We start from the raw sequence: 18,183 nt of genomic DNA on the forward strand, positions 1-18,183 counted from the left end.
ATGTACGCAGTCACCGACCCGGCCACCGGCGAGATCGTCGAGACCTACTCCACCGCCACCGACGCCGAGGTGGCCGCGGCCGTCGACGCCGCGCACCAGGCCACCACGTGGGGGCGCACCAGCACCGTGGCCGACCGTGCCGCGCTCCTGCGCCGCCTCGGCGACCTGCACGCCGAGCACCGCACCGAGCTGGCGGACAGCATCGTGCGGGAGATGGGCAAGCCGCGCGAGGAGGCGGAGGGCGAGGTCGACTTCTGCGTGGACATCTACCACTACTACGCCGACCACGCCGAGGAGTACCTCGCCGACGAGGCGGTGAACGTGACCTCGGGACCCGGCCGCGCGGTCGTCCGCCGCAGCCCGGTCGGCGTCCTCCTCGGCATCATGCCGTGGAACTTCCCCGCCTACCAGGTCGCCCGGTTCGCCGCCCCGAACCTCGCCCTCGGCAACACCATCGTCCTCAAGCACGCCCCGCAGTGTCCCGCCACGGCGGCGCTCCTGGAGAAGCTGTGCGGCGAGGCGGGCTTCCCGGCCGGCGCATACGTCAACGTCTACGCCACGAACGAGCAGATCGCCGGCGTCATCGCCGACCCACGCGTGCAGGGTGTCTCGCTCACCGGTTCGGAGCGGGCCGGCGCCGCGGTCGCCGAGATCGCCGGTCGGAACCTGAAGAAGGTCGTCCTCGAACTGGGCGGCTCCGACCCGTTCGTCGTGCTGTCCGCCGACGACCTCGACGCGGTCGTGGAGTCCGCGGTCGCCGCCCGCCTCGACAACACCGGCCAGGCCTGCAACGCCGCCAAGCGCTTCGTCGTCGTCTCCGATCTGTACGACGCGTTCGTGGAGAAGTTCGCCGCGCAGCTCCTCGCGCGCCAGTCCGGTGCCCCGCTGTCCTCCGTGGCCGCGGCCGACACGCTGGAGCGCCAGGTGGCGGCGGCCGTCGCCGAGGGCGCCACGCTGCACTCCGAGGGCAAGCGCGACGGCGCCCACTACCCGGCCGGCGTGCTCACCGGCCTGACCACCGAGCACGCCACGGCCCGCCAGGAGCTGTTCGGCCCCGTCGCCATGGTCTTCAAGGCCGCCGACGAGGACGACGCCCTGCGGATCGCCAACGACACCCCGTACGGCCTCGGTTCGTACGTCTTCACCACCGACGCCGAGCAGGCGCAGCGGGTCGCGCACCGCATCGAGGCCGGCATGGTCTTCATCAACGGCGTCGGCGCCGAGGGGGCCGAGCTCTCCTTCGGCGGCGTCAAGCGCTCCGGTTTCGGCCGCGAGCTCGGCCGGCCGGGCATCGAGGAGTTCGTGAACAAGAAGCTCATCCGCACGGTCGCGTAGGCGTCCGAACGGGCACCGACCGGAGGGTTCCGGTCGGCGCCCGGGCCGGCGGGCGCGCGCAGGTCGCGCCGTCCCACCAGGCCCTGGGGCAATTCACGCCTGGTGAGCGACGGTGTCGAGCACCGCCGACGGCCGCACCGCACCGACGGGTTCACCGTGCCCGAGGACGGGGGCCTCGGTCAGCGCCGCCAGTTGGGGATCGGCGTCGACGTCGACGCCGAGGTGGCGCAGTGCGGCGGTCATCACGACGGGGCGCGGTCGCTGCGCACCGTCCGCGATCTTCAGGGCGACGGCGGAGCCGTCCGCGCGTGCGAGGGCGTAGACGCCTTCTGCTCCGTCCTTGGCGACGACGCCGGGGAGCGCCCGCATGAGGGTGGTGACGTCGCGGCCGGTGCCGCCCACGTATTCGGGGTGAGTGTTCATCGCGGTGGCGACCCGCTTCTCGGGGGTGCCCTCGGCCGCGGCCGCGATCCGCGCGAAGGCGCGCGCCAGGCCGGTGAGGGTGAGCGCGAACAGCGGGGCGCCGCAGCCATCGACGCCGACGGAGGTCGACTTCTCCCCCGCGAGATCCTCCAAGGTCTCACGCAGGGCCACCTGCAGGGGGTGACCGGGGTCGAGGTAGTCGTCGAGGGACCATCCCGCCGCCGCACACGTGGCGAGCATCGCCGCGTGCTTGCCCGAGCAGTTCATCGTGATCCGGCTGGGGCCGAGCCCCGCGGCGAGGTGCGCGGGCTGCGCGTCGGCGCCGATGGGCAGGGCGGCGGTGCACCGCAGGGCGTCCTCGGCGAGCCCCGCTCCGGCGAGGATCCGGCGTACCCCGTCGAGGTGGAAGGCCTCGCCCGAGTGGCTGGCACAGGCGAGGGCGAGGAGTTCGCCGTCGAGGTCGAGGCCCGCGCGGAGCATGCCGACGGTCTGGAGCGGCTTGTTGGACGACCGCGGGTACATGGGGCTGTCGACGGGTCCCGCCGCGAGCACGGCGGCGCCGTCCGCGTCGAGCGCCACGACCGATCCGTGGTGCACGGACTCGAGGAAGTCACCGCGCCACACCTCCGCGAGCACGGGCCACTCCGGCCGCGAAACCGGTGACACGGACGTGGACTTGCTGGGGACTGCGGCGGTCATGAGTGTCCTTCGACGGTCGGTGGTGCGGAGCCCCGGCGGTGGCCGCCACGGGCTTTCAAGTGTCGACAGTTATCAGTTTCGGCGGCAAGTGTCGACAGTTGTCCGCGATGAAAGACGGTCGCCAGGAAGTCTTGACACGGGGTTCGAGGCGCCTGTCCACTGACGTCTGTCGACACTTTGGCAGCGCGTTTCGGCAGATCAACGCCGTCCGCTCTCTGTTCTCGGAGGTTCCCGTGACCGGACTGGTCCATCGCCGCCTGGCGGGACAGGTGGTCGAGATGCTGCGCGAGCAGATCCTCACCGGCGTACTGCCGTCCGGCTCCCGCCTGAACGAGGTGGAGATCGCCCGCGATCTGGGCATCAGCCGCAGCCCGCTGCGCGAGGCCATCGGTCAGCTGGTGAGCGACGGGCTGCTGGTGCACGTGCCCAACAAGGGCGCCGCAGTCCTGACGGCGGGCCCCGAGGACGTGGCGGCCCTGTTCGAGCTGCGCTCGGCACTGGAGTGCCGAGCGGCGCGCCTGGCCGCGCTCCGTCGGCAGCCCAAGGAGGTGGCCCGCCTGCGCAAGGTGTGCGTGCGCTCCCGCACGGCGCGGGAGACGGGACGCAAGCTCCCGTACAACCTGGACCTGGAGTTCCACCGTTCGCTGATGGAGGCCGCGCACAGCCCCCGTATCGCGGAGCAGGTGTGGCTGGTGCAGCAGCAGGTGATCGTGCTGCGCAGCGGCGTCCTGTCGCGGCCCGCCCACACGGAGGCCTCGCTGACCGACCACGAAGCGATGGCCGAGGCGGTCGCGGACGGCGACGCCGAGCTCGCCGCGAGCCTGATGGAGGCCCATCTCTCCCTGGTGGAGACCGAGTTGCTGCACTCCATCCAGTCGGGCACGCGGCTCGCGGACCACGGCGAGGGGGCCACGCCCGCGCGCCGCGCCGGCCGGGCGGAGGCGACGTGACACACCGGCCCCGCCCCCGCACCCTGGGGATCGCGCCGGGCACACTGCCGCCCGGCCCCTCGAACTCCCTGACCGACGTACGAGGCGTCCGCGTGGGCCACCTCACCCTCCACCATGACGACGAGGAGTCGCCGGCGCGGACGGGCGTCACCGTCGTCGTCCCCGCCCCCGGCTCCCCGTTCCGCCGGAAACCAGCGGCGGGCCTTGAGGTCGTCAACGGATTCGGCAAGGCGGCCGGACTCAGCCAGGTCGTCGAACTCGGCGTCCTGGAAACGCCGTTGGCGCTGACGAACACGCTCGGCGTCGGGGCCGCCTTCGAGGGCCTGACCCGGCACGCGCTGCTCGACCACCCGGAGATCGGTGTCTCCACGGGCACCGTCAATCCGGTGGTCCTGGAGTGCAACGACGGCTGGCTCAACGACATCCGCGGGCTCCTCGTCCGCCCGCGTCATGTCCTCGACGCGCTGGCCTCGGCGTCCGACGGACCCGTGGCGGAAGGCGCCGTCGGCGCGGGCACCGGCATGGTGTCCTTCGGCTGGAAGGCGGGCATCGGTTCCAGTTCCCGGCTCGTCGACGCGGGTGACGGCAGCCGCTTCACCGTGGGCGTCCTCGTCCTCGCGAACTTCGGGCGGGCGGCGGACCTGACCGTGCTCGGCGTTCCCGTCGGCCGGCACCTCACCCCTGAACAGTCGCAGGAGCAGGGCGAGTTCGCGCGTGGCGCCGGCTCCTGTGTCGTCCTCGTCGCCACGGACGCCCCGGCGGACGCCCGTCAACTGCGGCGCATCGCCAAGCGCGCCTCGGTCGGCCTGGCCCGCACCGGCGGCATCGTCCAGCACGGCAGCGGCGAGTACGCCCTGGCCTGGTCCACGACGAACCGCACACCCCACGTACCGTCCGGGCCCGTCCGCACCTGCTCGGCGCTTGCCGAGGACGGCCCCCTGATGGACCTGATGTTCCGGGCCGTCTGCGAGGCGACGGAGGAAGCTGTTCTCGGCTCCCTGTTCGCCGCCGAGCCGGTGACCGGAATCCGGGGCCACCACGCGCCCGCGCTCCCCACGGACCGTGTGGCCCAACTACTGCGTCACCCCGAGCCGTTGACCCCGCACGACGCGCCGCCGGAGACCGCTCCGTAGGAATTCCGCGCGCCATCCCCACAACCCCACAGACATCGGAGCAGGACTCCGGCCGCCGGGCACACCCGGCGGCCCGGCCCGGCCTGCCCGCAACCACCCCGGAAAGAGCGAACCCATGCCCGAAACCGCTCCGGTCGCGGCGCCGCGCCGGACACCCACCTTCCTCCAGGCCCTCGCCCCGATCGCCGTGATGATCGCGCTGCTCGTGCTCGGCACGGTGTGGCTCGGCCTCGATCCCGTGATCCTGCTCATCGTCGCGTCGGGCTTCGCCGGGGTCTACGCGCTGTGGTTCGGCCTGAGCTGGGAGCAGATGCTCACCGGCATCCGCCGCAAGATCGACTCGACCATGCCGGCGCTCCTGATCCTGATCTCGATCGGCATGCTCACCGGCACCTGGATGATCAGCGGAACGATCCCCATGGTGGTCGACTTCGGACTCCAGGTGATCGAACCGCACTGGATACTTCCGGTGTCGTTCCTGGTCACCGTGGTCGTCTCCACGCTCACGGGAACGTCGTGGGGCTCGGTCGGCACGGTCGGTGTCGCGCTCATCAGCGTGGCGGGCGGTCTTGGTGCCTCGCTGCCCATGACGGCCGGGGCGATCGTCGCGGGCGCCTACTTCGGCGACAAGATGTCACCGCTGTCGGACACCACCAACCTCGCCCCTGTCGTCGCGGGCGCCAACCTCTTCGAGCACATCCGCCACCTGCTGTACACCACGGTGCCCGCCGCGGTCGTGTCGCTGATCGCCTACTTCTTCCTCGGCCTGAGCATGCACACGGATTCCTCGCAGGGCGCGGGCAAGCAGACGGAGGAGCTTCTGGGCTTCCTGGACAAGGCGTTCACCTTCAGCCCGCTCCTCCTGCTGCCGCCGCTCGTGGTCCTGGTGGGAGCGGTGCTGCGCAAGCCGCCGCTGCCGACGATCATTCTGTCGTCGATCGTGGCCGCACTCCTGGGCGGTGTGGTGCAGGGCTTCTCCCTGTCCGAGCTGAGCACCGCCGCGTCCGAGGGCTTCAGCTCCGACATGCTCGCCGCGCACGGCTGGGACGCGCAGGCCATCCCGGAGACGGCCCGGACCCTCCTCGACCGCGGCGGGCTCTCCTCCATGACGAGCGTCGTCCTCATCGGCCTCGCCGGCTTCACGTTCGCCGGCATCATCACCGAGGCCGGCTTCATGGACGTCCTGATCACGCGTCTGCTGCACCGCGTCCGCCGCACCGGAGGCATCATCCTGGCGACGGTCGGGTCGTCGATCGGCGTCGCACTGGCCACCGGCACCTCGTACCTGACGATCCTCATCCCCGGCGAGGGCTTCAAGCAGGTCTACGCCGACAAGGGCCTCGCCCCCAAGAACCTCTCCCGCACCCTGGAGGACTCCGGCACGGTGATGGTTCCGCTGATCCCCTGGAGCGAGGCCGCGATGTACATGTCGACGACGCTGGGCGTGGCGACGATCTCGTACGCGCCCTACGCCTTCCTCTGCTACCTGGGTGCGGTGTTCGCGGTGATCTGCGGATACACCGGCATCGGCATCGCACGCAGCGGCACGGGTCCGGCTTCCCGGGCAGCGTCCACGGAGGCGGCCGCCGCCACTCCCGCCTCCTGAGCCTCACGCCGCGGCGGACGCCGCCGTAACGGGAGCCTCGCGGGTCTCCTTGATCTCCTTGATCTCCCTGGTCTCGCGCAGGATCAGCAGGCCGGTGACCGCGATCAGCGCCGAGGTCAAGCCGTGGATGCCGAACGCGGCGGCCATGGAGCCGTGATGGGTCAAGACGTTGATCATGTCGCCGAACGGGGCGACGGCCTCCATCAGCAGGACCCAGCCCAGGGCGCGGCGGTGGCCCGTCACGAGCAGGATGACGACGACCAGGCCCATCGAGAATTCGCGGATCCCCTTCATGACGAGGAAGCCGCCGCCGTCGCCCGCGGGCCAGTTGGGCAGGCCGACGCCCGGAGTGGACGCCTCGGGGGCCAGGATGAAGGACAGTCCGAGGTAGAGGACGAACAGGGCGATGGCGGTGGCCAGGACAGTGTTCACGCGCTTCAGCGACATGGTTCTTCTCCTTGACGTTTCGACGGGCCCATTGGCGAGACCTCTCCCGGGATCTAGCACCGCTAGGCAGTAATGCGACGCTAGCGCTACTGCCGCTCGATTGTCTAGCGATGCTAGGGTCGAATCATGTCGGTACAAGAACGCAAGGAGCGCGAGCGCGCGAGCCGTGAGCGCCTCATCGTGGCCACCGCCCGCGAACTCGCCGAACGGCAGGGCTGGGACGCGGTCACCACCCGCAAGCTGGCCGAGCGCATCGAGTACAGCCAGCCCGTCCTCTACAGCCACTTCCGCGGCAAACGGGAGATCATCGGCGCCGTCGCCCTCGACGGGGCCACCGAGATGGCCGCCGCCGTACGGTCCGCGACCGCCGCCGCGGACACCCCGCGCGAGCGGGTCACCGTCCTGGCCCGCACCTACCTCGACTTCGCCGCACGGAACCCGGCGGTCTACGACGCCATGTTCCAGCTCGACGGCGGCCTGGCGTTCGCGCAGGAGGACACCCCGGCGCCCCTCAAGGACGCCTTCGCCGCCCTGTTGGAGTGCCTCGCCGAGGTCGCGGGGGACGGCGTCCAGCCGGGGGTCTTCACCGAGGTGTTCTGGGCCTCCCTCCACGGCCTCGCGACCCTGACCCGGGCGGGACGCCTGCCATCGGAGTACGCCGAACTACGGCTGGAGCTGCTGGTGGACCGGCTTGCTGTGTCCTGAGACATCACACCGAAAGCTCGGCGCGGAGTCGCTCCGCGCCGAGCCGGTGTTCTTCTTCCGCCGTGCCCAGAGGCCTGCCGCACAACTGCCCGGCGGCTACTTCACGGCCGCCGCACGGACGAGCTCCTGTGACACCGAGCCGCCCTTGTCGTCCTTCGCCGTCGCCCGCAGCGAGAGCGAGGTGGCGTCCTTCGGCACATTCAGCGTGCCCTTCCAGGAGGCGCCGGCTCCGGCGAGGGGCACGGACTTCCAGGTCTTCCCGTCGTCGTAGGACACCTTCAGGGTGCCGGCGCCGATGGTGCCGGTGCCGGCCGCGTCCTTGACGTACTCGGCGGACAGGCCGACCGGCAGGCGCTTGCCCGGGCGGATCTTTCCGGCGAGGTCGGTGTCGATGTCGTAGTTGAGGTTGATCAGCGGCAGGAACGTGTACGTGTCGTCCGGCGTGGTGCCCGAGCGGAAGGCCCACTCGCTGTGCGAGGTGCTGCGGATGCCCCACACGGCCGGGTCGAGTTCCGTGTCGGTGACGACCTTGAACGGCTGCTCGGAGCCGTCGGTGACGCTGAACTGGGCGGTGCTGCCCGTGTGTCGGCCCGCGCTCTCGCCGTTCACGAAGGCCTCGGTGGACTGCGTCATGCCGAACTCCGGGCTGTACGGGTCACCGAAACCGGTGTGGTCGGGGCCCGAGTCGCCCCAGCCGGGGATGTTGAAGCGCAGCATGTCGCCGCTCCGCTCCTGGCCCCAGCCGAGGCCGCTGCCGCCGTAGGGGTGCAAGACGGGCTTGAACCAGTTCAACTCGGTGCGCTTGCCCGGCCGGTAGGACACCAGGCCGCTGCGCTCCTCCAGGGGACCGACGTTCACGGACTCGTGCCACTTCTGGCCCGGCTCGACGGACACGTAGTCGGTGCGGTGTCCCGGGAAGTCGTACCGCTCCTGGAAGCCACCCGCGACCGCGAAGGACGGGTCGACCGAGTGGCGGAACTCGCTGCCCGCGGCCTTCTTCGCACCGTAGAAGGTGGTGTCGACGGTGGCGAGGTCCTTGGAGTCCGGCGCGAAGAGCAGGCTGCGGTCCGGGATCGCACCCTTGTAGCCCTTCGACAGGTCGTAGGAGTACGTGGCGTTGTCGACGCCCGTCATCCTGACGCGCTCACCGCGCTTCTGCTTGGCGAGCAGCCGCGCGAAGTCGGCGTTGGTGACACTCGCGATCTGCAGTGGCCGGTCGGTGTCGTCGTCGTTGTAGAAGAGGGTGTTGAGGCGGCCGGGGCTGTCGTCCGTGACGAACAGCGCCTTGGCGCCCGCGTCTTGGGCGGCCTGCGCTATCTGTGCCGGGGTGCGGGTGCCGTCGATGTGTACGAGGACGCCCTTGCCGGTCACGTTCTTGCCCGTGTAGTCGACGGGGGTTCCGGCGCCCGCGTTCACCAGCGCGAGCCTGCCGGCGCCCTCGACGAGCGTGGAGCCGGGCTGCTCCCACACCTCGTCGACGCCGTCGACGGTGATCCGCGGCTGGGCCTCGCGCCAGGTGGTGCGGTACGCGTAACTGCCGTCGCTCACGGGGCGGGTGGGCAGGGCGTACAGCGTGTCGTACTTGATGGGCAGCAGTGCCATGCCGAACACGTCGGCGCCGCCCGCCTTGCGGTCGTACTGCACGAGTGTCTGGTGCGGGTCGGTGTCCTTCGGGACACGCGTGGCGACCTCACGCAGTTTGGTGCCGTCGAGCGTGATCTCGCGGTCCCTGTCGATCCTCACCTCGGGGTCGGACAGATAGGCCGTGCCGAGGGAGTCCTTGCCGTGGGCTCCGCGGACGTCCAGGAACGAGTCCAGGTAGTACGTCCCGGGCTTCAGGCGCAGCTCGACCGTGCCGGACGCGTCGACCGTCGCCGGCTGCGGCTGTGTGTCCTTGGCGAGCCGCTGGTACATGAGGTTGGCCGCGGCCGGCCTGCCGTCCCGGTCCTTCACATGGACGGTGAGCGTGTACCGCTCCTCCTCCTTGACCAGGCCGAAAGCCGTGTGCGCGACGGCCGCGCCGCCCGAACTGGCCACGATCCGCCCGCTGTTGGTGCCGACAGCGGCCTTCGAGCCGTCGCCGGTGACCGTGGTGGAGGCGGCGCCGTGCGCGGGTACGGTCAGCTTGGAGTCGGCGAGCGTCGCGACGCCCTCGGCGCCTCCCTGCACGGCAAGGTCCAACTCGACAGCATTGTCGGACGAGTTGGCGTACGTGATGGTCTTGGTGACCGGCTTGTTGCCGTCGTACGGCCAGCGGTAGGAGCCGAGGTCTGCGCTGCCCGTAGCGGTGACCTTCGCGGCGATCGCCTCGGGCACGGACACCCGGCCGGACCCGATGGCGTACGCCGAATCGGAGAGCTGCTTCGACGACGACATCAGCCCGTTCTTGAGCTGGGCGGCCGTCCAGTCGGGGTGGGCCTGCGCGAGGAGGGCGGCGACACCGGCGACGTGCGGTGTCGCCATCGACGTACCGCTCATGGTGGTGTAGCTGCCGGAGCCGTCCACCAGCGAGGAGCGGGCCGCGAGGATGTCCACGCCGGGGGCCGAGAGGTCGGGCTTGAGGCCGTCGTCGCCGAGGCGCGGGCCCTGGCTGGAGAACGCGGCACGCTCGTCGTCCGCGTCGACCGCGCCGACGGTGAGCGCCGAGTCGGCGGCGCCGGGCGAGCCGATGGTGCCGGGGCTGTAGGCGTTGCCCGCGGCGACGACGAAGAGCGCGCCGGTGTCCGCGGTGAGGGAGTTGACGGCCTGCGCCATCGGGTCGGTGCCGTCGCTGCCGGTGTCGGAGCCGAGGCTCATGGAGACGACCTTGGCCTTGATGTCCTCGGCCGCCCACTCCATACCGGCGATGATCTCGGACTCGGTGCCGTAGCCCTCGTCGGAGAGGACCTTGCCGACGGCGAGCGTGGCGTCGGGCGCGACACCCTTCTCCTTGCCGTCGGACGCGGTGCCGGAGCCGCCGACCGTGGAACTGACGTGCGTGCCATGGCCGTTGCGGTCGGCGACCTCCTGGCCGTCGATGAAGGACTTCGACTCACTCACGCGGGAGGCGAGGTCGGGGTGGGTTGTGTCGTACCCGGTGTCCAGGACGGCCACCTTCACACCCTTGCCGGTGAGCCCCGCCTCCCACGCCTTCGGGGTGCCGATCTGGGCGTTGGACTCCGCCATGTCGCCCTCGACGCGGCCGTCGAGCCACACCTTGCCGATGCCGTCCGTGTAACCGGCCTTGGTGGTCAGGTCGTTCCAGAAGGTGCGCCCCTTGTCGGCGTCGAGGGACGCGCCGCCGATGCTGCCGAGTCTGCGGGTCCGGTCGGCGCCCTTGGGGGTGGCTGCGGTGCTGCGTGCGCCCTTGCCTCCGTAGGTGACGATCAGCGGGGTGGCGGCGGCCTTGGTGTCCGCGAGGCCCTGCTCGATGAGCCCGCTCACGTCGAACAGCCGGGAGTCCAGCTTCCCCGAGGCGAGGTAGGGCGCCGCCTCGTCCGGCACGACACGTATCACGCCGTCGGTGACCTGCGTACGGACGAGCCCGGTGGCGCCCCGGGGTCTCTTGACGTCTACGGTCCGCTGCCCGCCGCCGATGTCCGTCACCGTCACCTTGTCCCCGGTCACCAGCGTCACGGTGTGCGCGGCGCCGGCGGCCTTCGCGGGCCGGGGTCTCACGTGGTCCGGCGCGGCGTACGCACCGCCGGCGGGCAGCAGCGCGAACGCAAGACCGGCCGACAGCAGGGCCGCGCCGCGTCTCGCGGTACCTCTTGCCATAGTTGCCTCTTCTCCTGGAACCATCGGGTGCGGGGGTGCGATCCGAGAGCTGGGAAGAGTGTCAACTGCCGTGCGTGGTGGCGTACTTGCTTTGGGGTGGCGGATTGGCGCCACGGCACCTATCCGCCACGGCACCTATCCGCCACGGCCGGGGCGGGGGGTGCGGGGATTCGCTACTTCTTGACCGGCGGGCAGTAACCCGTCTCCTCGCCGATGGAGTTGATCTCCGCGTTGGGGCGCGAGTCGTTCGCGTAGTTGATCTGGTCGGTGCACTTCGTGTCGGGGTCCTTCGGCGTACCCGACGGCTTGGCGGACTTCTGGGGCTCGGGGCAGGTACCCGTGTCCGCGCCGATGGAGTTGATCTCGGCATTGGAGCGCGGGTCACCCGCGTAGTCGAGCTGGTCGGTGCACTTGGTGTCGGAGCCCTGCTTCTGGACCGGCGGGCACGTGCCCGTGTCCGCGCCGATGGAGTTGATCTCGGCGTTGGAGCGCGGGTCACCCGCGTAGTTGATCTGGTCCGTGCACTTGGCGTCGGACTTGGCGGCGGTGCTCGAGGACGTGCCCTCCGTCGCATCGGGCTGCGGGGTGGCGGAGGCCGCCGCCGAACTGCTCGCGGAAGAAGGCGCGCTGGAAGACGCGCTGTCGGTGCCGTCGTTGCCGTTGCACGCCGTCAGCGACAGTCCGAGGGCCACCGCGGTCAACGTCAGTACCGAGATCTTCCGAGTGCGCATTCTGGTGTCCTCCGCGTGGGCCGCCGCTCCTGGTGAGCGACGGGCGAGTGAATCGGGCCGCTGTCAGCCCGTGTTGCTTTCTGTCCCCTCAGACAGCCGGTGCGGGTTCCCCAGTTGCTTCTTGATCGTCTTCAAGACACGTTCGTGACATGACAGTCGTCGCTTGGTGAACTCCCGGCTCGCCGGGGCCCTCCGGTTAGCCTTGGCCTTCGGCCCTGCGACCGCGGGGAGAGCGACATGGCGCAGGTCACAGGAACTCCGCCGGGACCGCGGAGAGACAGTCAGTGTGAAGGACTCAGAAAACGATCTGCGCAGACGCGTACGTGCCGGTGAGCGCGGTGCGTTCGCCGAACTGTACGAGCAGTGGGCCGCAGCCGTGCACCAGCACGCGCTGTGGCTCACCGGCGACCGGACGAGCGCCGAGGACATCATGTCGGAGACGTTCCTGACCGCCTGGCGGGTACGGGAACGGCTGCACGAGGACGGGGGCTCGCTGCGCCCCTGGCTCCTGGGCATCGCCACCCACAAGGCGGAGAACGCCCGCCGGGGCCTGCGCCGCCGCGTGGCGTTCCTGGCCCGGCAGCGGCGGACACCCGTGGTCGAGGACTTCGCCCCCGAGGTCGCGGGGCGCGTGGACGATGCCCGGCGGCTGGCCGCCGTCCAGGTCGCGCTCGACCGGCTGCGTCGCCCCGAGCGGGAAGTGCTCACGCTGTGCGTGTGGTCAGGACTCGACTACCGGCAGGCCGCGGCGGCACTCGGCATCCCCGTCGGCACCGTGCGCTCCCGCCTCTCGCGGGCGCGCGCGAAACTCGCCCGGTTCACGGACGAGGCGCAACAGAATCCGGAACCGCGCACGGACCGCGGAGAGATGAAGGGTGAAGCCGCACTCGCGGCACTGCCCGTGCGGGAGGAGACGGCATGACCCCCGACAAGGACGTACGAGCGGACCGGCGCACCGACGCCGACGCCCGCGCAGACTCCGACGTCACCGAGATCGCCCGGCTGCTGCCGGCGCCGGACCGCCGCCCGCTCCCCCACGCGCTCCACCTTCACCACAAGGAACAGCTGATGCAGCACATCGACCGCGACCGCGCCGACGGCCCCGCGCAGCCTGCCCGTCCCGCCCTCTCCGCCCGACGCCTGCTGCGTCCGGCCGTCCTGGTACCGGTGACGGCGCTCGCCCTCGCCGGCATCCTCACCACGAGCATCGTGCTCAGCACGGGCGACGACGCCCCGGCGACCACCACGGCGAGCAGGGACGTACGCCCCGCGGTCGCGCTCCTCGACCAGATCTCCGACGCCGCGGGAAGGAGCGAGGAACTCACGGTCCGCGCCGACCAGTTCGCCTACACCCGGGAGAAGGACCAGGGCGCGGACCTGACCAGCGGCAAGGCGGTGCTGGAGCCGCTGAAGGAATCCGAGAGCTGGGTCGCCCAGGAACCCGGTCCGCTGCGCAAGCTCGGAGTCACCAAGGAGGACGGCGAGACCTTGCCGATCAACGCCCAACTCGGCGACACCGACGGGACGCCGGAGGGCTTCGGCCGCCCCACCTACCACTGGCTGGCGTCCCTGCCCACCGACCCCGACAAGCTCCTCGACCTCCTTTACGCCAAGACACCCGAGTCCGACGACCAGGAACGCGACCAAGCGGTGTTCGAGCGCATCGGCGGCCTTCTCGGCGGGGTGACTCCGCCGAGGACCGCCGCCGCTCTCTACCGTGCGGCGGCGAAGATCCCCGGCGTCACCAAGGCCCCCGCCGCCCACGACGCCATCGGCCGGCACGGCGTCGGCATCGCCCGGGACGACACCACGTTCCACACGCGCACCGAGTGGGTCTTCGACCGGCAGGACCTCACGTTCCTGGGTTCCCGCAGCTTTCTCGTCAAGGACACCCAGTACGGGAAGAAGGGCACGCTCATGTCCAGCAGGGCCGTTCTGGACTTCGCGGTCGTCGACAAGGCGGGGCAGGAGCCGTCGAGGGCACGGGAGAGCTGAAGCCCTCCAAGTCCTCGCCCCTGGGCATCAGTCGAGGCCCCGCCAGGTCTCCAGGAGCCTCAGCATCGCCTCGGTGGCGCTCGTGATACGGGATACGGAGCAGGTCTCGTCCGTGACGTGGGCCTGGTCCGGATCGCCCGGCCCGTAAAGGATCACCGCCGGTGAGTCCAGCTTCTCCGTGAGGACCGAGGCGTCGGTGAAGTACGTGGCGTACTGCGGATCCCGGTCCGTTCCGGCCGGCTCCAGAGCACCCGTCAGCGTCCTCACCAGCTCGTCGCCGGGATCCGTGGCGATGCTCGGGAGGTCGAGAACCGCCTCGATGTCCGCCGCCTCGGGGCCGCCAGTCGGCGGATCGCCGCGACGGCATCGCGAGAGGCGAAGTCCGGGACCGTCCTGATGTCCAGCATCAACTCGGCGTGATCGGGGACCAGGTTGGGCTGGACGCCGGCGTGGAACGTGCCGACATTGACAGTGGCCGCGCCGTGCGTATCGCTGCCGGGCCAGCCGTCGTGGTCGTGGATGCGGGTGGCCGCGGCGGCGAGGATGCAGGCCACACCGGCCTTCATGTCGCTGCTGCCGCGCCCGAGCAGCCGGTCGTCACGGATGTCACCGCTCAGCGGATCGAAGGACCAGCCCGAGGCATCGGCGGGGACGGTGTCGAGGTGGCCGGTCAGGGTGATGGGTGTGCCGCCGCCCGCGGCCTAGACGACGATCTGGTCACCCGCCTCACTCACCACAACCCGGCCCGGATGCTCACCGGTTGCTGACACCGAGGGTGTCCCTGCGTCGTTTGGGTCAGGCCCTGGCCCGCCTCCCGGTACCGTCCCCCTGTGACCTCACTCGACCCCGCCACACTCGCCGCGCTCGAGCGCGCCCGCTACGTCAGCCTCATCACGTACCGGAAGGACGGCACGCAGCGTGCCACCCCGGTCTGGCATGCCATGGACGGTGACCGGCTCTACGTGCGCAGCGCGGCCGACGCCTGGAAGGTCAAGCGGCTGCGCCGCGACTCCCGGGCCGAGGTCGCCGTCTGCGACCTGCGCGGGCGCATCGCCCCGGATGCCGTACGGGCCACGGGAACCGGCCGGGTGCTGGACGAGGAGGGGACGAAGAAGGCGGGGGCGCTGCTGCGCCGGAAGTACGTGATGGCGCGGATCGGCGACTGGTACTCGGCGGTCTCGGGACGCCACCGCAGGCATCCCGTCATCGGGCTCGAAATCACCTTCTAGCCTGACCGGGGCCCCGGAGGCCGGTCATCCGTCAGGAGGATCGGCCCACAGGGTGGATCCTCCTGTGGTCGCAGGCGCGTCGAGCGTACGGGTTGACCTGCGGCGACGTTCCGCGCGGGACGATGGTGAGGGACGGCGAACCGCTGTCCTCCCCCACGCGAGAAGAGGCCAGCCATGCAGATCGAGGTCCGTCACAGCCCGTCCTTCGCGGTGGCGCGCGTCCTGCTGGCCGGCGGCGAGAGCGTCCGCGCCGAGTCCGGCGCGATGATGGCCATGACCGGCGGGATCGACGTCGAGGCGAAGACCGAAGGCGGCCTGCTCAAGGGGCTCAAGCGCAGCGTGCTGGGCGGCGAATCGCTGTTCGTCACCCGGCTGACCGCCGGCCCCGAGGGCGGCTGGGTCGACCTCGCCGCGAACCTGCCGGGCGACGTCACGGACATCGAGGTGAACGGCGGCCTCAACCTGGCCCGCGGCGCCTGGCTGTGCTCGTCCGACGGGATCGAGCTCGACACCAAGTGGGGCGGCTTCAAAAACCTGGCCGGCGGTGAGGGCGGCTTCCTCGTCCGCGCCGAGGGCCGGGGCACGGTGCTCGCGTCCTGCTACGGGGCACTGGACGTGCTGGACCTCCAGGCGGGCGAGAAGATCGTCCTCGACTCCGGCCACATGGTCGCCTTCGACGACGGCGTCTCCTACACGACCCGCAAGGTGAGCCGCGGGCTGATGCAGACCCTGAAGTCCGGCGAGGGCCTGGTCTTCGAGATGACCGGCCCCGGCCGCGTGTGGACCCAGAGCCGCAACCCCGGCGCACTGATCACATGGCTCACGGCGAAGCTCCCCTTCACCCGAAGCTGAGGCCGCCCCATCTGCTCACCTAGCTCCTCAACACCTCGCGGAGTCGCTCGGCGAACTCCTTGGGCTGTTCGGTGAATCCGCCGTGGTCGCCGGGGAATTCGACCGGAGGGGTGTCGATACGTTCGGCAAGGGCCCTGGAGGTCCGCGCTGTGATCAGGCCTCCCGAGGTGTCGCCGATACCGACGACGACGCGGGTCGAAACGGCCGTCAGCGCCGCGATGTCGGGTACGTAGCGGCTGGTGCCCAGCAGTTCATGGGCGAAGAAGCGGGTGCTGTTGGCGAGGTCCCGTTCGGAGGGCTCCCCGGGCGGTGGGGCGGGCGCGTCCTCGCCGCCGCCGACGTCGAATCCGGCGTTGCCCATGAACTTCATCCACGCCGCGCCCACCCCTTCCCGGCGGAAGGTGTCGACGATGTCGTCGGCTGCCGCGAGCTGCTCCGCGGCGTCGGGGAGCAGCCCGAGCAGCGGAGGCTCGTGCGCGACGAGTGTGCGCACCCGCCCGGGGTGCCGCACGACGAGGGCGAGCCCGGTCACCGCCCCGCCGCTGCTGCCGAACACGTCGGCGGAGTCCGCGTCAAGGGCGTCCAGGAGCGCGGCGACGTCGTCCGCGCGCAGTTCGGGGGTGGAGTCCTGCTCGGGGTCGTCGAGGGTGCTGCCCGAGATGCCCCGCGGGTCGTGGGTGACGACCGTGTGGTCGCTCGCGAGCGCGTCGGCCAGCGGTCCGAAGGCCTCGGCGTCCATCGGCGATCCCATGAGCAGCACCAGCGGTCCTGAGCCGCGGACTTCGTAGTACAGGTGTCCCCCGGCGACGTCGAGGGTTCGGGTGGTGGTCACGGGTCGTCCTTCCCTGGGCGGTCGTCCGCGATCGCGGTGACGAAAGTGGGGACCCCGGCCGGGAGGAAAACTCATCGCCCCCGAGGACTTCGGAGGACTTCAGAGGGCCTCAGACCAGGAGGACGAGCTTCCCGCGTACGTCGCCGGACTCTCCGACCCGGTGCGCCTCGGCGACGTCGGCCAACGCGAAGCTCCGGCCGACAGGGAGCGTGAACCGGCCGACCGCGACCAGGTCGGCCACCTGACCCAGCGCATAGACGGCACGACCGGCGTCACCGCGGCTGAAACGCACACCATGCCGCTGCGCGCCGTCGAAGTCGGCGACGGTGATGACACGTTCCGCCCCGCCGACGAGGTCGACCAGCTCCGGCAGGATCCCGCTGCCGGCGACGTCCAACGCCCGGTCGACGCCGTTCGGGGCGATGGCCCGGACGCGCTCGGACATCCCTTCCCCGTACGCGACGGGTTCCGCGCCGAGTGCGCGGAGTTGGTCGTGGGTGGCCGGGCTGCCGGTACCGATCACCCGCGCACCACGCGCGACGGCGAGCTGAACGGCGGCGCTGCCGACGCTGCCGGACGCCCCGCTGATGAGGAGTGTGCCGCCGCCGCGGACGCCGAGCTGGTCGAGGGCGCGCGCCGCCGTCTCGACGGCGGAGGGCAGCGCGGCGGCGCCGGCGAAGTCGAGCGACGCGGGGATGGGCGCCCATGCGGACAGCACGGCGCGCTCCGCCTGGGCCGCGCCGTCACCGCCGAAGCCGAACACCCGGTCTCCCAGGGCCACGCCCTCGACCCCGTCACCGATCTCGTCGACGACCCCGGCGGCCTCGTACCCCATGGTCTGGGGCAGCTCCTGGTCCATCAGCCCCTGCCGCTTCTTCCAGTCGCTGGCGTTCACGCCGGCGGCGCGCACCGCGATCCGGATCTCCCCGGCTCCCGGATGCGGATCGGGGAGTTCGACGATTTCGAGCACCTCGGGACCACCGAACCGGCTGAACTGCGCTGCCTTCATGGGGAGTTCCGTCTCCGCCGTCCTATCCGCGCACGTTGCGCGCGAGCCAGGGGCTGAGCGCGCTGGGCAGGATCAGCTCTTTGTAGGTGTCATCACCGGGCAGGGGGACGATCAGCCACAGGGCAGGAGGCAACATCCTCCGCTTTACGTGGGCCAGGCCGCCGTAGACAGACCGCAGGAACGCCGGGACGGTGTCTCGGGGGATGTCGTCGAACTCGACGTTCTCCACCACGATTTTCGCGTCGTCGTCCGGGAAGATCCGGACGGACACGGCGGGCGAGCCCCCGAGGTCGATGTGTGCCTCGTGCGGCAGCGTGCCGTCCGGGTCGAGGACCGCGAAGGCCCCGGCCGAGGTGCGGCGGGACGTCTGGTCGGCGCCGATGTCGTCGGTGACGGACACCTCGAGGTTGTACTCCCGGGCCACCTCACGAACCGCCACCACGGCGGCCTGGGTACCCGCCAGATGCGGATGATTCATGGC

Annotated in this window: 17 protein-coding genes and 1 pseudogene; 9 read left to right on the plus strand and 9 right to left on the minus strand. The window is 71.1% G+C overall.

Annotated elements, in window-relative coordinates:
- Complete coding sequence (locus ACIRHA_RS35580; RefSeq protein WP_403854458.1) at nt 1-1,335, plus strand: NAD-dependent succinate-semialdehyde dehydrogenase; 1,335 nt, start codon at nt 1-3, stop codon at nt 1,333-1,335.
- 93 nt (nt 1,336-1,428) lie between these two features.
- On the opposite strand, the gene ACIRHA_RS35585 is transcribed toward ACIRHA_RS35580, so the two are convergent.
- A complete protein-coding gene (locus ACIRHA_RS35585) occupies nt 1,429-2,457 on the minus strand; it encodes an asparaginase (protein WP_403854460.1) in 1,029 nt (342 codons plus the stop codon).
- A gap of 233 nt (nt 2,458-2,690) precedes the next feature.
- On the opposite strand from ACIRHA_RS35585, the gene ACIRHA_RS35590 reads away from it, so the two are divergent.
- The 3 genes from ACIRHA_RS35590 to nhaC all read left to right on the plus strand — a co-directional run bounded on the left by ACIRHA_RS35590 (nt 2,691) and on the right by nhaC (nt 6,146).
- Entirely contained in the window at nt 2,691-3,407 is a 717-nt protein-coding gene (locus tag ACIRHA_RS35590) for a GntR family transcriptional regulator (RefSeq protein ID WP_403854462.1), read from the plus strand.
- Nucleotides 3,404-4,540, plus strand: a complete 1,137-nt coding sequence (locus ACIRHA_RS35595; protein WP_403854464.1) for a P1 family peptidase — start codon at nt 3,404-3,406, stop codon at nt 4,538-4,540. The genes ACIRHA_RS35590 and ACIRHA_RS35595 overlap by 4 nt, the downstream gene beginning before the upstream one ends.
- A 115-nt stretch (nt 4,541-4,655) precedes the next feature.
- On the plus strand, nt 4,656-6,146 hold the full coding sequence (nhaC, locus tag ACIRHA_RS35600; RefSeq protein ID WP_403854466.1) for a Na+/H+ antiporter NhaC: 1,491 nt from the start codon (nt 4,656-4,658) through the stop codon (nt 6,144-6,146).
- A 3-nt stretch (nt 6,147-6,149) separates the two neighbouring features.
- On the opposite strand, the gene ACIRHA_RS35605 is transcribed toward nhaC, so the two are convergent.
- A complete protein-coding gene (locus ACIRHA_RS35605) occupies nt 6,150-6,593 on the minus strand; it encodes a DUF4267 domain-containing protein (RefSeq protein WP_403854468.1) in 444 nt (147 codons plus the stop codon).
- Between the two features lie 126 nt (nt 6,594-6,719).
- On the opposite strand from ACIRHA_RS35605, the gene ACIRHA_RS35610 reads away from it, so the two are divergent.
- Nucleotides 6,720-7,298, plus strand: a complete 579-nt coding sequence (locus ACIRHA_RS35610) for a TetR/AcrR family transcriptional regulator (protein ID WP_403854470.1) — start codon at nt 6,720-6,722, stop codon at nt 7,296-7,298.
- A 96-nt stretch (nt 7,299-7,394) separates the two neighbouring features.
- On the opposite strand, the gene ACIRHA_RS35615 is transcribed toward ACIRHA_RS35610, so the two are convergent.
- Both ACIRHA_RS35615 and ACIRHA_RS35620 read right to left on the minus strand, forming a co-directional pair.
- Nucleotides 7,395-11,054 (minus strand): S8 family serine peptidase, encoded by a 3,660-nt coding sequence (locus tag ACIRHA_RS35615; RefSeq protein WP_403854473.1) that lies wholly within the window; start codon nt 11,052-11,054, stop codon nt 7,395-7,397.
- Nucleotides 11,055-11,227: 173 nt separating this feature from the next.
- Complete coding sequence (locus ACIRHA_RS35620) at nt 11,228-11,785, minus strand: hypothetical protein (protein WP_403854476.1); 558 nt, start codon at nt 11,783-11,785, stop codon at nt 11,228-11,230.
- Nucleotides 11,786-12,092: 307 nt separating this feature from the next.
- Between ACIRHA_RS35620 and ACIRHA_RS35625 the strand changes: the two genes are divergently transcribed.
- Both ACIRHA_RS35625 and ACIRHA_RS35630 read left to right on the plus strand, forming a co-directional pair.
- Nucleotides 12,093-12,707, plus strand: a complete 615-nt coding sequence (locus ACIRHA_RS35625; protein WP_403854944.1) for an RNA polymerase sigma factor — start codon at nt 12,093-12,095, stop codon at nt 12,705-12,707.
- The gene (locus ACIRHA_RS35630; protein ID WP_403854479.1) at nt 12,704-13,780 is read left to right on the plus strand and encodes a CU044_5270 family protein; all 1,077 of its coding nucleotides are present in this window, start codon (nt 12,704-12,706) and stop codon (nt 13,778-13,780) included. Before ACIRHA_RS35625 ends, ACIRHA_RS35630 begins: the two co-directional genes overlap by 4 nt.
- Nucleotides 13,781-13,807: 27 nt before the next feature.
- Here ACIRHA_RS35630 and ACIRHA_RS35635 read toward each other — a convergent pair.
- Nucleotides 13,808-14,104: pseudogene (locus tag ACIRHA_RS35635) on the minus strand (M20/M25/M40 family metallo-hydrolase); the annotation flags it as partial.
- Nucleotides 14,044-14,460, minus strand: a complete 417-nt coding sequence (locus ACIRHA_RS35640) for a M20/M25/M40 family metallo-hydrolase (protein ID WP_403854946.1) — start codon at nt 14,458-14,460, stop codon at nt 14,044-14,046. The gene ACIRHA_RS35640 and the pseudogene ACIRHA_RS35635, both read right to left, overlap by 61 nt.
- 150 nt (nt 14,461-14,610) lie before the next feature.
- On the opposite strand from ACIRHA_RS35640, the gene ACIRHA_RS35645 reads away from it, so the two are divergent.
- Both ACIRHA_RS35645 and ACIRHA_RS35650 read left to right on the plus strand, forming a co-directional pair.
- Nucleotides 14,611-15,009, plus strand: coding sequence for a PPOX class F420-dependent oxidoreductase (locus ACIRHA_RS35645; protein WP_403854482.1), 399 nt, complete (start codon nt 14,611-14,613; stop codon nt 15,007-15,009).
- 174 nt (nt 15,010-15,183) lie between these two features.
- Nucleotides 15,184-15,861: a TIGR00266 family protein gene (locus ACIRHA_RS35650; RefSeq protein WP_403854485.1), complete on the plus strand. Its 678-nt coding sequence runs from the start codon at nt 15,184-15,186 to the stop codon at nt 15,859-15,861.
- Between the two features lie 19 nt (nt 15,862-15,880).
- On the opposite strand, the gene ACIRHA_RS35655 is transcribed toward ACIRHA_RS35650, so the two are convergent.
- The 3 genes from ACIRHA_RS35655 to ACIRHA_RS35665 all read right to left on the minus strand — a co-directional run bounded on the left by ACIRHA_RS35655 (nt 15,881) and on the right by ACIRHA_RS35665 (nt 18,180).
- Nucleotides 15,881-16,693: an alpha/beta fold hydrolase gene (locus tag ACIRHA_RS35655; RefSeq protein WP_403854488.1), complete on the minus strand. Its 813-nt coding sequence runs from the start codon at nt 16,691-16,693 to the stop codon at nt 15,881-15,883.
- Between the two features lie 109 nt (nt 16,694-16,802).
- Nucleotides 16,803-17,702 carry an NADP-dependent oxidoreductase gene (locus ACIRHA_RS35660; protein WP_403854491.1) on the minus strand — a complete coding sequence of 300 codons (900 nt, stop codon included), beginning with the start codon at nt 17,700-17,702 and terminating at the stop codon, nt 16,803-16,805.
- 22 nt (nt 17,703-17,724) lie between these two features.
- Entirely contained in the window at nt 17,725-18,180 is a 456-nt protein-coding gene (locus tag ACIRHA_RS35665; RefSeq protein WP_403854494.1) for a hypothetical protein, read from the minus strand.
- Nucleotides 18,181-18,183: the final 3 nt, after the last annotated feature.

It is taken from the genome of Streptomyces sp. NPDC102360 (assembly GCF_044766085.1).
Taxonomy (GTDB): domain Bacteria; phylum Actinomycetota; class Actinomycetes; order Streptomycetales; family Streptomycetaceae; genus Streptomyces.

What these genes read in the sequence shown, in the direction of transcription:
- ACIRHA_RS35580 (WP_403854458.1), top strand. Translation starts at nt 1, where the DNA reads ATGTACGCAGTCACCGACCCGGCCACCGGCGAGATCGTCGAGACCTAC.
- ACIRHA_RS35665 (WP_403854494.1), bottom strand. Translation starts at nt 18,180, where the DNA reads ATGAATCATCCGCATCTGGCGGGTACCCAGGCCGCCGTGGTGGCGGTT.
- ACIRHA_RS35615 (WP_403854473.1), bottom strand. Translation starts at nt 11,054, where the DNA reads ATGGCAAGAGGTACCGCGAGACGCGGCGCGGCCCTGCTGTCGGCCGGT.
- ACIRHA_RS35620 (WP_403854476.1), bottom strand. Translation starts at nt 11,785, where the DNA reads ATGCGCACTCGGAAGATCTCGGTACTGACGTTGACCGCGGTGGCCCTC.
- ACIRHA_RS35585 (WP_403854460.1), bottom strand. Translation starts at nt 2,457, where the DNA reads ATGACCGCCGCAGTCCCCAGCAAGTCCACGTCCGTGTCACCGGTTTCG.
- ACIRHA_RS35610 (WP_403854470.1), top strand. Translation starts at nt 6,720, where the DNA reads ATGTCGGTACAAGAACGCAAGGAGCGCGAGCGCGCGAGCCGTGAGCGC.
- ACIRHA_RS35660 (WP_403854491.1), bottom strand. Translation starts at nt 17,702, where the DNA reads ATGAAGGCAGCGCAGTTCAGCCGGTTCGGTGGTCCCGAGGTGCTCGAA.
- ACIRHA_RS35605 (WP_403854468.1), bottom strand. Translation starts at nt 6,593, where the DNA reads ATGTCGCTGAAGCGCGTGAACACTGTCCTGGCCACCGCCATCGCCCTG.
- nhaC (WP_403854466.1), top strand. Translation starts at nt 4,656, where the DNA reads ATGCCCGAAACCGCTCCGGTCGCGGCGCCGCGCCGGACACCCACCTTC.
- ACIRHA_RS35630 (WP_403854479.1), top strand. Translation starts at nt 12,704, where the DNA reads ATGACCCCCGACAAGGACGTACGAGCGGACCGGCGCACCGACGCCGAC.
- ACIRHA_RS35650 (WP_403854485.1), top strand. Translation starts at nt 15,184, where the DNA reads ATGCAGATCGAGGTCCGTCACAGCCCGTCCTTCGCGGTGGCGCGCGTC.